Origin of the sequence: Flammeovirga aprica JL-4 (assembly GCF_012844305.1) — a bacterium.
Taxonomy (GTDB): domain Bacteria; phylum Bacteroidota; class Bacteroidia; order Cytophagales; family Flammeovirgaceae; genus Flammeovirga; species Flammeovirga aprica.
The window spans coordinates 1-13499 of the sequence record NZ_JABANE010000009.1; the positions used below are offsets into that span (position 1 = coordinate 1).

The following is a 13499-nucleotide window of genomic DNA, read 5'->3' on the forward strand; positions in this document are numbered from 1 at the left end:
GGCGGCCGTAACTATAACGGTCCTAAGGTAGCGAAATTCCTTGTCGGGTAAGTTCCGACCTGCACGAATGGTGCAACGATCTGGACGCTGTCTCGGCCATGAGCTCGGTGAAATTGAAGTAGCGGTGAAGATGCCGCTTACCCGCAACGGGACGAAAAGACCCCATGAACCTTTACTGCAACTTAACGTTGGCCGTTGGCCAGGAGTGTGTAGGATAGGCGGGAGACTATGAAGGAGTGTCGCCAGGCATTTTGGAGTCATTGTTGAAATACCGCCCTCTCCTGTTCGACGGTCTAACGGGCTTTGCCCGGACATTGTTTGGTGGGTAGTTTGACTGGGGTGGTCGCCTCCAAAAGAGTAACGGAGGCTTTCCAAGGTTCCCTCACGACGGTCGGCAATCGTCGGAAGAGCGCAATGGCATAAGGGAGCCTGACTGCGAGAGAGACATCTCGACCAGGCACGAAAGTGGGACATAGTGATCCGGTGGTACCGCATGGAAGGGCCATCGCTCAAAGGATAAAAGGTACTCTGGGGATAACAGGCTGATCTCCCCCAAGAGCTCAAATCGACGGGGAGGTTTGGCACCTCGATGTCGGCTCGTCACGTCCTGGGGCTGGAGAAGGTCCCAAGGGTTGGGCTGTTCGCCCATTAAAGTGGCACGCGAGCTGGGTTCAGAACGTCGTGAGACAGTTCGGTCTCTATCTGTTGCGGGCGTAGGAAATTTGAGAGGCTCTGACTTTAGTACGAGAGGACCGAGTTGGACACACCTCTGGCGTACCGGTTGTTCCGCCAGGAGCATCGCCGGGTACCTATGTGTGGAGCGGATAAGCGCTGAAAGCATCTAAGCGCGAAACCCACCTCGAGATGAGATTTCCATATAAGGGTTGTTAAAGATTATGACGTTGATAGGCTTCAAGTGTACGTGTAGAGATACATTCAGCTGAGAAGTACTAATCGCCCAAAAGCTTTTTCTTTTACGGTTGGTACTCTAGAAATAGGGTACCAGCAAAGTTTTTCCTTTTCACTGTCAATGACTAATCAGATTAGTTATTACAGTGATTAAATTCTAACTCATTAGATCATTAAGAAATTGATGGTGCCAATGACGTAGGTGTTCACCTCTTCCCATTCCGAACAGAGCAGTTAAGCCCTACCGTGCTGATGGTACTGGGTTAACCCCCGGGAGAGTAAGTCGGCGCCACATTCATTAAATACAGAAGGTTAGTTAACACAAGATGTTGACTAACCTTTTTTTGTGTCTATACATTTTCGAAATGTAATAATATATTAAATCAAACTATTTTATCTACTTGGAAGTATATTGAAAACTTTGAATTTCTTACCTTCGCTATACAAGCACATAACATTATAAATAATAGAAAATGAAAAAAATAGTTACCTATTTATCAACCTTACTTCTTCTGTTTTCTTGTGCTACTGAATCAAAGCAAACAGAGGAGAAACAACAAGAAAAAACATTAGGAGTAGCTTCTGATGATCAAATGCCTAAACTCTATGCAGGAAAAATTGATCGAATCCCTAATTTCGAATCAAAATACATCGACAACAGAAATGTAGATGTATATATGCCTGAAGGTTATTCTAAAGAAAAAAAGTATGCAGTATTATACATGCATGATGGTTTGATGCTATTTGACTCTACGGTAACATGGAACAAACAGGAATGGGAAGTAGACGAACACATCACTAAACTATTGCAAGAAAATAAAATTCAAGACGTAATTGTGGTTGCAGTTCCTAATAATGGGAAGTACAGATCATCTGAATATTTACCTCAAAAGTCACTGAAAAAACTTTCAAAGTCTGATTTGGAGGATGTGTTGGCAAAAAGGGTAGAAGGAAAACTTTTATCAGATGACTACCTGAAATTTCTTACGAGTGAACTGAAGCCATATATAGATAACCACTATTCTACTTATTCAGATAGAGAACATACATTTGTAATGGGGTCTAGTATGGGAGGGTTAATTTCTATGTATGCTATCTGCGAATACCCAGAAGTATTTGGAGGTGCAGGTTGTGTTTCAACACATTGGCCTATGGTTTATGCTGAAGATTTTACTGCAGCTCAAAATAAGGCGATTACAGATGGAGTTATTAATTATGTAGCGAACAATTTGCCAGACCCTAAGACACATAAAATCTACTTTGATTTTGGCACAAAAACGTTGGATTCTCAATATGAACCTTATCAAAAGAGAGTAGATGTGATCATGAAAAACCACGGTTTTACCTCTGAAAATTGGATGACGAAAAAGTTCCCAGGCGAAAATCATTCTGAAATTGCTTGGGCAAAAAGATTGAATATTCCTTTAGAGTTTCTATTGGGTAAATAAATTTAAAGCACTAAAAAAGCCAGAGTAATACTAATTTACTCTGGCTTTTTTATTTGAAATATTTAATCAGGTAACATTAAACATTTGCTGGTGCCCAATCTCCACAAAGCATACCTTCTGTTGCTTGTGCAGGCTTAGAGCAGTTGTCTTTTTGGAAGAATGCACAGTTAGTACATTGAATAGCATTGATTAATTCTGATGCACTAGAGAAGCTGTCACAAGTATATTTCTCATTTACTTTAACATTATGTACGTTACATGTTAATGATTCAGCTAATTCAGCACAGCTCTTACAGTTTGATGATAATCTAATAGACATATTTTTATCGTTTAGGTTTAAACTTTTGTATCTTAATTGATGCTCAAATTTAAGTTGAAAACTGCGATTAGAACAAATTATGGAAGATATAAATACCTGAAAATGATCAGTTTGTATTTAGATTGTTTCTAGTTAAACTTTGTTGATAATTAGTCTAGATTACCTTGTCTTATTTAGAATTAGAATAAAAAAAATCAATGAATTAACGTATTGAAAATCCATTGATTATAATATTTTGAAAGCGGAATATGTCTTATGTGAGCGTCACTGTAAAACTCAAGTGGTCTGTAAGGTCAACTTCTACATTTTGCTTTACAGTAGTTGATAATTCGTAACCTGTGAAGCTAGGAATTACAGGGAACTTATGATATCCTCTATCAACTAAAACTGCAACTTGTAATTTTTCGATTCTAATGCCCAAGAACGGTTTAATACTATAAGCCAAAGTACGACCAGTATTCAATACATCATCGGCTAATAGAATTACTTTTCCTTCCATTTCCTTCAAATCTTTATCAACTTCAATGAAGGTCTGTAGAGGAGCAGTTTTATCAATCGTAATTTTAGTAATGTCAGATGGAATGGTAGAAATTTTATCAAACTCTGCCTTTAGTAATTCAGCAAAGTGATAGCCATTTCCTTTGATTCCTGCAAATATGATTTCTTTAGCTCCAAAGTTATCTTCATACACTTCAAAAGCTATACGGCGTATTTTCTGAACGATCTGCTCATGCTTTAAAATAACATTGCTAATAGTCGTCATGATTAATTATTTTTTGAATATAAAACCATTAAACGATGTCGAAATCAATCGATCGTTTTTCAATGTTTGTTTCCTTAACGATAACTTTTACTTCGTCACCCAACTGATAAGTTTCTTTATATTTCTGACCTGTAACAATCATTGCATCAGGATCAAAAATAAACTGATCATGCGTCATTGATGAATAGCGCACAAGGCCTTCACAGCGAGTATCCTTGAGCTCAATAAACATGCCCCAGTCTGTTAATCCAGAAACAGTACCTTCCATTTCTTCTCCTAGGAATTCAGACATAAACTCCACCTGCTTGTATTTGATTGAAGCTCTTTCTGCATCCGCTGCTACTTTTTCTCTAGCAGAAGAGTGCTTACAGCGATCTTCAAATTCATTCTCATCAGCAGATTTACCTTTATCTAAATAATGTTGTAATAGGCGGTGCACCATTACATCAGGATATCTACGGATAGGCGAAGTAAAGTGAGTGTAGTGAGCAAAACCAAGACCATAGTGTCCTTCTGGATTTGTAGTGTAAATCGCTTTCGCCATTGTACGGATGGCTTGTTGCTCAATGATGTTTTGTTCCGGCTTTCCTTCTACTTCTTCTGTTAAGTTATTCAGAGAGAAAGCAATTTTCTTTTCCGTTAGATCTAAATCATAGCCAAAACGCTTCGCAAATGTGGCAAATTGAGCTAGTTTATCAGGATCAGGATCACCGTGTACCCTGTAAACCATCGTCATAGGTTTGCCGTCTTGTTTTTTACGGAAAATTGATTCAGCTACTCTTTTATTGGCAAGAAGCATAAACTCCTCGATCATTTTATGAGCATCCTTTCTGATTTTTGGAGTCAGTCCTGTTGGTTTGCCATTTTCATCTAAATCGAATTTCAATTCAATAGACTCAAATGAAATCGCACCATTTCTAAATCGAGCATCTCTAAGTTTGTGAGCGATGTCGTTTAGTGTATTAATTTCTTCTTGGAAGTCACCCTCTTTAGATTCAATTCTTTCTTGAGCTTCTTCATAAGAGAAACGTCTGTCAGAGTGAATCACTGTTCTGCCAAATGATTGCTTATGGACCTTACCCGTTTCATCCATTTCGAAGATCGCTGCAAAAGCTAGACGATCAACATGAGGATTTAATGAACATAGGCCATTGGAAAGTTTCTCTGGCAACATTGGAACTGTACGATCCACCAAGTAAACTGAAGTTGCTCTTTTGAAAGCTTCTTCTTCCAATAATGATCCCGGAGTCACATAATGTGATACATCCGCAATGTGAACACCAATTTCATAATGACCATTTTTCATCTTTCTGATCGAAAGTGCATCATCAAAGTCCTTGGCTGTAACAGGATCAATCGTAAATGTAGTTCTATCCCTGAAATCCTTTCTGTTTTTGATTTCATCTTCCGGAATTTCATCAGGAATAGCATTCGCCTCGGCATCTACTTCCTTAGGGAATTCAAATGGAAGACCAAATTCAAACATGATAGAGTGAATTTCAGTTTCATTATCACCTGCCTTACCTAAAACCTTAGTGATTTTACCAGTAGGTGATTTATCATTCTGTTTCCATTGTGTAATCTTGGCAATTACTTTATCCCCATTTTGAGCATCTCCAATCTTTTCAATAGGAATAAATAAATCATAGAACATTTTACGATCTGAAGCTACCACAAATGCAAAACGCTCAGAGATTTGCAGTTGTCCTACAAATTCATCTTTTTCACGCTTTACTATTTTAGTGATTTTTGCTTCATCACGCTTTCTTTGTCTATTATAGAAAGTCGTAAACTCAACTTTATCACCGTTGAGTGCTCTGTTCATATTGGGTAGCAACACACGTATATCCTCTACTTCTTCACCAACAGGTGTGTCTACTACCAGGAATGCAAACTTAGGGTTGACAAAATCAACTGTTGCAGTTCTGGTATTTTGTTGCTCTTCTTGCAACAGAATAGATTGATATTTCTTACCTTTCAGAAGAATTTTACCTTCATCTGCTAAGGCAATCATTATATATTTGAGTTTATCTTTATCAGTTTGACTTTTAATTCTAACATCTTTAACAATTTGTCGAAGACTAAAACCCATTTCAGGTCTAGAATTTAAAAGTTCAATGATATTTTGTATTGTATGAGAATTAAGGCTGCTTCTTCTTTGCACCTTTTTCTTAGATTTCTTATTCTCTTTTATATTCTTTTTTCTGGTTTTTGCCATGTTTTTGATTTACATCTTATAGAGATGGATCAAGATAGGTTTAATTAAAAGTAGGTGGAGATGCTATCTTAATCCTTCAGTTTGCTAAATTACGATAAAATCCTAGTTATAGGGCGATGAATACGAAACTATGTTGAGAAGTTTTTACTTAACCCTTCAAATTTTAATTTTATTCACTTCTAGTTATGCTCAGAAGTCCCAAAAATTGTGGGAAAATGAGGAGGCGTTACAATGTGCCACGTCTATTATGGACGCTTTGTACAAATGTGATTTTGAAACTTCTGATTCTTTGATGCTTAAGTATACAGACCTTATGAACGGTCATTCCTCTACGGCTTTACTTAAAGGATTAAATGTTTATTGGAAAAATGTGCCCTTTGATTATGAAAATGAGGAGAGTGTATCCTTACTTTTTGATTACTTAGACCGCTGTATAGAGCTATGTGAAGAAGCCTATAATAAAGATGCTAGTGATTTTGAATCCATTTATTTTTTGCTGTTGGCAAGAAGTATGAAAGCAAGAACTTACAATTATAAAGGAGCGACTTGGAAAGCAGTTTCCGAAGCAAGGGAAGTTTATTCATTGACGAGAAAGGGAATGAAAAACCTGGAACGTTTTGATGAATTTAATTTTTCATCGGGTATTTATAACTATTACAGAGAGTTCTATCCAGAATTGAATCCAATTTATAAACCTTTTCTCAGTTTTTTTCCCTCAGGAAATAAGGATTTAGGGATTCAGCAATTGGAGTTTGCAGAAAAGCATAGCATTTTCACTTCAACTGAAGCAGGAAGGTATTTGATGTGGATTTATACGAGAAATAATAACCCTATTGCTGTTAATATTGCGTATCAGTTTTTAGATAAATATCCTAATAATCAGCTTTTTATATTTGAATCGCTTATTACCTTAAATTTTAATGGAGAATTTAAAAATGAAAAAGTGTTGCTGTATATCGCTTTATTAGAGAATTCTCATGAGGAATTCAATCAGGTTGGAGGGCTGATCATGAAAGGAGTTTATTATTTTGAAAATGCAGATTATGAGAAATCAAATGCAATGTTATCTGAAGCAGACCAAAGACTTCAGAAATTAGAGTCAAGAAAGGAGTATATTGATTCCCCTCTTTATGCTTATTTATATGCTTTAAATGTGGTTTTGAAGCAAAAAGATCTCTCTAAATTTTATAAAAGGAAAGCTACTGAAACTGAATATGGAGTCAGAATAATTGATCATCTCAATAAAAAGCAACTTTCCCGTTTGTAAGTTCTTAAACAAAAGTATTTAATAATACTGTGCGAACGATTTTATTCAAATAAGTCTTTTTGTGTAAACTTGAAAGGCAGTAAATCCGAAATTGACTGTAGTTCATAAATATCTTTTTCACCTTTCATCAAAAGACGGATTGGGCTTTCCTGTTTTACTTCATACTCTAGCATTGCTTGCCTGCAGGAGCCACAAGGTGAAATGGGGATAAAAGTTTTTTCCTCTCCTTTTCGAGCTGCTATTGCTATAGTCTTTATAGTTTGATCAGGGTATTGTCCTCCAGCCCAGTAAATTGCACTTCTTTCAGCACACATTCCAGAAGGATAAGCGGCGTTCTCCTGATTATTTCCAGTTACTATTTCTCCATTTTCAAGAATCAGAGCCGCTCCAACATTAAAATTAGAATAAGGGGCATAAGACTTGAAAGTAGCTTCTTCTGCAAGTCGCAATAGTTCTTGATCTTCTTTGGATAATTCATCAAGGCTGTCATAAGTAACAATCTCGATGTTAAGGTTTAATTTCTTTGCCATATCTTTTCTTATTTAGAGAATTAAGATACAGAAAAAGCCTTTAGAATTCATATCCTAAAGGCTTTCTTTACCGAAAAGTACTGTTAATAATTACTTTCCTTTTCTCTGTACATCTTTGATGTCTTTACGAACATTGTCGTCATAAGCTACAATCCATGCATCTTTAACGCCCATTGCTCTCATATATTTTTTGAACTGATCAGCCTCTCCATAATCACGGAAGTAAGCGATTGTATATTTTTTCAAACCATCTTGATCTTCCATCCAGAAGTTTCCTTTGTCTTGGAATTTAGAAAGGTCACGATTCTTGAAAGCTCCAATTTGAACTTTGTAAACAATACCTTTTGTGTAGTCATCACCAGAATTAGAAACGTTGTTATCCATTTTCTTTTTCAGCTTTTCATTCTCAGCCTTCAGGTCAGCAATAGTATTGTCTTTCTCTTTCAATTTTGCATCAAAAGAACCTTTTTCCTGCTCTAGTTTAGAAATTTCCGCTTTCAATCCAGAAGCTTGACCTCTAAGCGTATTCAACTCCTGAGTCATATCTCTAAACTTAAGAGGATCAGTGCTTTTTAGTTTTTTCTTCCATTCTTTGATTTCAGCCTTTTCATTTTTAGCATCAGATGCTTTGCTTTTCTTTTTCTTTTTTTGGGCGTATAGATCGTTGTCTACAGCAAGAACACTAAATGCGATAAAGAGTAATATAAATATCCTTTTCATGGTAAAATTAATTTTCAATACTATTTGTTTAGAATAACCTTAAATAGCGGTATTTTATTTTGTTGAAGAATGAAAAAAAGCAAGATTGCTGTTTAAAAATAGATAAACATTATTTTTTCACCTAAAAACATCAATGTTTATGCCACTATATTAACGAAAATTGCTCTAACAGTAAAAATCTTTTTCCAATAACCTTTAAATTCGCAGTACAAAGACTTGTTAGTATCAAGAAAAAATAATTTTCAGTATTTTTTCTATCATTTTAGGCGGTTATCCTTCAAATATTGAAGGGAAATATTGTTGCCGTGGCGTTTTTTGCAATGTTTTCTTGCGTGTGAAATTTGCTGATGCTTGATACTCACTTGAATTGAGGTATTTTTTAATAAAACCATTATTTTTATGAACGCTGTGTTGCAACGTGTTTCTTTCGCTAAAGTTGAGGTGGGAGGTAATGTGATTGGAGAAATTGAGAAAGGATTAATGATTTTGCTGGGTGTCAGTCATGATGATGAAAAAGAGGATCTTCAATGGTTGGCTAAGAAAATAGTGGGTATGAGAATATTTTCTGATGAGGAAGGTAAAATGAATAAGTCAGTTCAAGACGTTGTGGGAAATATATTATTGATTTCTCAGTTCACACTTCAGGCAAGTACCAAAAAAGGCAACAGGCCTTCATATATTGGAGCAGCGCACCCTGACAAGGCAATTCCTCTTTATGAAGAGATGATAGCTACACTGTCAGATCTTACCGGGAAGAAAATTGAAACGGGAGAGTTTGGAGCTGATATGCAGGTTTCTTTATTAAATGATGGTCCTGTGACAATCTTCATTGATTCAAAAGATAAAAAATGAGATATTTTTACCATATAATTTTTTCATTCATTACTTTTTTTGTCCTTCAGCATAAGACATTTGCAGTTGAATTTCCCATTCAAGATAAGTGGCTTATATATGAAAGTAAAGTGAATGGATTCGTTCCTTATATTCCAGAAGAACATCCTTTTGTGAGAAATTACTACCTTCTTTTAGATGTTAAAAATCTCAATGGACTAGGCGTAGAATTTGTCATACCTGAAAACGCGGCTGTATTTGTAAATAATCAGCTTCAGGATATATCCAAGAAAAATAATGGCATTGTTTATTTCTCTAATCTGGAATTAAAAGAACAGCAAAAGGTAACAGGTGAATTGTTGTTTGTTGTGAACACCGTAAATGGTGATGCTCCAAAAGCATTTTTTGTAGATAAGAAAGTTCCTTTTAGTGAAATAGTAACGAGTGCCGCTTTTGAAAAAAATGGAGAGATAGAAAAAGCAAGATATCATTCTGACTTTAGAGAAATGCTGTTGATGTGGTCGCTTATTGTTTTTGCTTTTGTTGGATTATCAGCAAAAGTTGGAGGACTTAAAACAGGAGCGAATTCTTTGATCAGGTCTTTTGAAGGAGTAACGATGGGGAGGGTAGATACAACTAAAATGAACACCCTACAATTGATCATGTTTATCTTTAGTTTTACCTTAGTAGGAAGCCTTGCACTAATGTTGTTTGGAAGTGGAGAAATTTGGCTATCTCAGGTTAATGCTGCAGAATTGAATAAGGATGTCTCTGCCTTTGCAGTCAATATACTCTATGTTATGGTGGCAATTTTAGGATTTGTAGCCTTCAGATTGATAATTATTTATTTTTTAGGAAATATTTTTTCGAATACAAATATACCGTCAATTCATGGGGCTGAATTCTACAAATTAACATGGGTTTATGTACTGTTTTATATGATTATATGCGTTTTTTGGACACTAAATCCTTTTTATATCTCTTGGGAATTTATGAGGTTATTTATAGGGATAGGCTTCCTTGCAAAGAGTTTTTTAGTGTATATAGCTGTATCTAAACAAGTAAACTTTAGAAATAATTATTTATTTTCGTATTTTTGCGCGACTGAATTCCTTCCTTCCTTGTTAGCTGTGAAGGTTTTCATTAGTTGATTTCTTATAACTCAAAGTAAATCTTTTTTTAACTGCGATTTACTACATAAAAAATATATAAAACAACATGGCAAACGACATAGCAGGAAAAGTGGTGAAGAAAGCTGTGAAGTCAATATTGGTGTCTCAACCGGAACCCGCCAATCAAAATTCTCCTTACCATAAATTAGGAGAGAAGTATGGAATCCAAATTGATTTCCGTCCTTTTATCGAAGTAAAAGGCGTGACAGCCAAAGAATTTAGAGCTCAAAAGATTAACATCTTAGAGCATACAGCAGTGATCTTTACATCTAGAAATGCCATTGATCATTTCTTCAGATTATGTAAAGAACTGAAGGTAGAAGTTCCAGCAGATATGAAATATTTCTGTATCTCTGAGCAAACTGCAAATTACCTTCAGAAGTATATTGTAGTCCGTAAACGTAAGTTGTTTACAGGATACAAGACTGCTAGAGACATGTTTGATTTATTTAAGAAGTTTAAAAACGAGAAGTTTTTATTCCCTTGTTCAGATATTCGTAAAGAAGACATTCCAGATTACATGGAGTCTAACAATATCGAGATGAATGAAGCGATCATTTACCGTACAGTAGCTGCAGATTTATCTGATCTTAGCGACATCTACTACGATATGATTGCATTTTTCAGCCCTTCAGGAATTAAGTCGTTATTTACTAACTTCCCTGATTTCGAGCAAAAGGAAACAAGAATTGCAGCATTTGGTCCTACAACTGCTTCAGCTGTTAGAGATGCAGGTTTGCATTTAGATGTAGAGGCTCCTCTACCTAATGCCCCATCAATGACAGGTGCAATTGAGTTGTACATCAAAGAAGCTAATGAGTAAAAACTTTACTCTTTAAGATATTGAAACACCGCAATTATGTGGTGTTTTTTTTTATTTCTAATTTGCGGTGAAACTTTATTTTTTTTGTTAATTTTAGTAGAAGATTCCTAAAAATATAGTAACTTCTTTACGCACTTAATAAGCGAAGAACGGAATGACTTTTTAATTTCAGTAGCATAAAGAAATTAATTCAACTTGGAGCAAAGTACTTATCCTTCTCTTTATTTCGGCTTTGTAAACATTTAACTCAATCATCAACTTTAGGGAGAATCAACCTAACCTGACTTATAAATTATGCATTGGACAAAAATTATCATCATGAGCTGCCTCTTCATGATGTGTACTCATCTAAGCACTCAAGCTCAGCAAGACCCTCAGTTTACGCAATACATGTTTTCCAAACCATTTTTAAATCCAGCGGCTGTAGGTATGACTTCCTCAGAAACTGAAGCTGTGTTATTGCACAGAACACAATGGCTTGGCTATGAAGGCACATTCGAGAACGAAGGAACGTTGAATACGCAGTTTTTCTCTATATCATCTCCTATTCAATCAAAACGTTTAGGCGTGGGCTTTCATGTAGTGAATGATGATGTAGGGTTGATGTCTAATTTAGAAGCACAGCTTTCCGTATCTTATCTAATTCCTCTTAAAAGCGGATCACTTTCATTTGGTTTAAGAGGAGGTATCTACGACCGTAGTGTAAATACAGACAGATTAAGGTTTGTCAATGAGAATGACCCTTTATATAACGGTGGGAAACCTATGAACTCTATTGTGCCGGATATTTCAGCAGGAGTTTATTACCAAAGCGAGAAGCTATACGCAGGTATAGGAGCAAAGCATTTATTAGAATCTGATTTTGAAGGAGGAAGTGCTTCACCCTTCAGTGCTTTAGGGATGTCTTTCAATGGTTTATTTGGAATGTCACTTGATGTAACGAACAACTTAATCATACAGCCTTCTATTTTAATGAAGACAGATTTGAATAATTTTACTTTTGATTTAACTGTTTTAGCCAATCTTCAAGAATGGGTGTATGTGGGAGCTGGATTACGAGAAGTGGAAGCATTAAGTGCACTAGCTGGGGTTTATTTATTGAAAAATAGAAAACTACACCTTGGGTATGCTTTTGATTTCACAATTAAGGATCAATCTGCAAAAGCACCTACCTCACATGAAATAATTCTGTCGTTTGGATTTGGAGCCTTTGGAAGTAAGTCGCCATCTGTGATTAGGACTCCTCGTTATCGTCATGACTAATTTCACCTTATTATTTTAAATTGATTTTATTTTTTTTCTCTCAATTTTAATTTTTGGATTCATTTTTGTTTCACTCATGTTTGATAATGTTTAGTTATAATTTATTAACGTTCATTATCCTTAAAAAAAGAAACGTATCATTCCAATAGGAGAATTTTTTATCATATGAAAAGCTTGTCAAAGAAAAGGCTAATAGGAGCGTTAAGCATTTTGGCTGTCTTAACACAAAGTTGTGGTGGAGGCGGCCTGTTCGGAGGTGGTAATGAATCTGATCAGGGTAATTTGATTGGTTCACAAGACCGACCAGAATGGGATCCAGGAGTGTTACCTTATGGAATGACTAGTGTACCTGGAGGAACATTTCATATGGGACAGGCGGATGAAGACATTACATACTCTATGATCAACATGAACAAACAAGTTACAATTAGTGGCTTCTTCATGGACGAGACAGAGATTACAAATAACGAGTACCGTCAATTCATTGAAGGTATGGAAGCTGAATCTGATACTAGTGCAGATTGGACTTTCGAACAGATTCAAGAAGAATTACGTCCTGACACAACAGTGTGGGAAAAAGACTTCACTTACCACATGGGTGAGCCAATGCAAGACTATTATTATAGTCACCCTGCATTTGATGATTATCCAGTTGTAGGTGTAACAAGAAGAGCAGCAGTTGAATTCTGTGCTTGGAGAACAAGACATTACAACGGTTATAGAACTGAACAAGGACTAGCAGAAATGCCAGCTTTCAGATTACCTACAGAAGCAGAATGGGAATATTCAGCTAGAGGAGGTCTAGATATGGCTAAGTACCCTTGGGGTGGTCCTTATGTGAGAAATGGTAAAGGTTGTGCTTTGGCGAATTTCAAACCAGGTAGAGGTAACTATTATGATGATGGTTATTCTTATACTTCGCCAGTAGCCGCTTATTTCCCTAACGGATTTGGACTTTATGATATGTCCGGCAACGTTGCAGAATGGTGTGATGATGCTTACAATCCATCAGGTTACCCAATTGTTTGGGACTTAAACCCTACTTATACGGATCCAAATGAGCCAAAGAAAATCGTAAGAGGAGGTTCTTGGAAAGATATTCCTTATTACATCCAAACGGGAACAAGATCATACGAATTCGAAACACAAGCAAGATCATATATAGGGTTTAGGTGTGTTATGATTAATCTAGGTAGATCATCTGGGTTAGATTATTAAGAAAGTGAGCCTAAACAA

12 protein-coding genes and 2 rRNA genes are annotated in these 13499 nt (G+C 36.0%); 9 read left to right on the top strand and 5 right to left on the bottom strand.

Annotation, left to right across the window (positions count from 1 at the left end; translation table 11 throughout):
* The 3 genes from HHU12_RS04690 to HHU12_RS04700 all read left to right on the top strand — a co-directional run.
* Positions 1-975: ribosomal RNA gene (locus tag HHU12_RS04690) — 23S ribosomal RNA — on the top strand; the annotation flags it as partial.
* Between the two features lie 117 nt (positions 976-1092).
* Positions 1093-1204: ribosomal RNA gene (gene rrf, locus HHU12_RS04695) — 5S ribosomal RNA — on the top strand.
* 178 nt (positions 1205-1382) lie between these two features.
* Positions 1383-2357, top strand: coding sequence for an alpha/beta hydrolase (locus tag HHU12_RS04700; protein ID WP_169655478.1), 975 nt, complete (start codon positions 1383-1385; stop codon positions 2355-2357).
* A 76-nt stretch (positions 2358-2433) separates the two neighbouring features.
* Here the strand turns inward: HHU12_RS04700 and HHU12_RS04705 are convergent, their stop codons facing one another.
* The 3 genes from HHU12_RS04705 to rnr all read right to left on the bottom strand — a co-directional run bounded on the left by HHU12_RS04705 (position 2434) and on the right by rnr (position 5657).
* The gene (locus HHU12_RS04705; RefSeq protein ID WP_044211768.1) at positions 2434-2676 is read right to left on the bottom strand and encodes a hypothetical protein; all 243 of its coding nucleotides are present in this window, start codon (positions 2674-2676) and stop codon (positions 2434-2436) included.
* 253 nt (positions 2677-2929) lie between these two features.
* Complete coding sequence (locus HHU12_RS04710; protein WP_044211770.1) at positions 2930-3439, bottom strand: phosphoribosyltransferase family protein; 510 nt, start codon at positions 3437-3439, stop codon at positions 2930-2932.
* 28 nt (positions 3440-3467) lie between these two features.
* Positions 3468-5657 (bottom strand): ribonuclease R, encoded by a 2190-nt coding sequence (rnr, locus tag HHU12_RS04715; protein ID WP_169655480.1) that lies wholly within the window; start codon positions 5655-5657, stop codon positions 3468-3470.
* Between the two features lie 130 nt (positions 5658-5787).
* Here rnr and HHU12_RS04720 point away from each other — a divergent pair, with 130 nt between their 5' ends.
* Complete coding sequence (locus HHU12_RS04720) at positions 5788-6924, top strand: hypothetical protein (protein WP_169655482.1); 1137 nt, start codon at positions 5788-5790, stop codon at positions 6922-6924.
* 41 nt (positions 6925-6965) lie between these two features.
* Here the strand turns inward: HHU12_RS04720 and cdd are convergent, their stop codons facing one another.
* Together cdd and HHU12_RS04730 are read right to left on the bottom strand one after the other, a co-directional pair.
* On the bottom strand, positions 6966-7454 hold the full coding sequence (gene cdd, locus HHU12_RS04725) for a cytidine deaminase (RefSeq protein ID WP_169655484.1): 489 nt from the start codon (positions 7452-7454) through the stop codon (positions 6966-6968).
* 90 nt (positions 7455-7544) lie between these two features.
* The gene (locus HHU12_RS04730) at positions 7545-8174 is read right to left on the bottom strand and encodes an Ezrin/radixin/moesin family protein (RefSeq protein WP_169655486.1); all 630 of its coding nucleotides are present in this window, start codon (positions 8172-8174) and stop codon (positions 7545-7547) included.
* Positions 8175-8573: 399 nt separating this feature from the next.
* On the opposite strand from HHU12_RS04730, the gene dtd reads away from it, so the two are divergent.
* From dtd to porK, 5 genes are all read left to right on the top strand, one after another.
* Positions 8574-9026, top strand: a complete 453-nt coding sequence (gene dtd, locus HHU12_RS04735) for a D-aminoacyl-tRNA deacylase (protein WP_169655488.1) — start codon at positions 8574-8576, stop codon at positions 9024-9026.
* Positions 9023-10156, top strand: a complete 1134-nt coding sequence (locus tag HHU12_RS04740) for a DUF4271 domain-containing protein (RefSeq protein WP_169655490.1) — start codon at positions 9023-9025, stop codon at positions 10154-10156. The genes dtd and HHU12_RS04740 overlap by 4 nt, the downstream gene beginning before the upstream one ends.
* Positions 10157-10223: 67 nt before the next feature.
* Positions 10224-11000, top strand: coding sequence for a uroporphyrinogen-III synthase (locus HHU12_RS04745; RefSeq protein ID WP_044211785.1), 777 nt, complete (start codon positions 10224-10226; stop codon positions 10998-11000).
* A 318-nt stretch (positions 11001-11318) separates the two neighbouring features.
* On the top strand, positions 11319-12263 hold the full coding sequence (locus HHU12_RS04750; protein WP_262889371.1) for a PorP/SprF family type IX secretion system membrane protein: 945 nt from the start codon (positions 11319-11321) through the stop codon (positions 12261-12263).
* 165 nt (positions 12264-12428) lie between these two features.
* A complete protein-coding gene (gene porK, locus HHU12_RS04755) occupies positions 12429-13481 on the top strand; it encodes a T9SS ring complex lipoprotein PorK/GldK (protein WP_205959779.1) in 1053 nt (350 codons plus the stop codon).
* Positions 13482-13499: the final 18 nt, after the last annotated feature.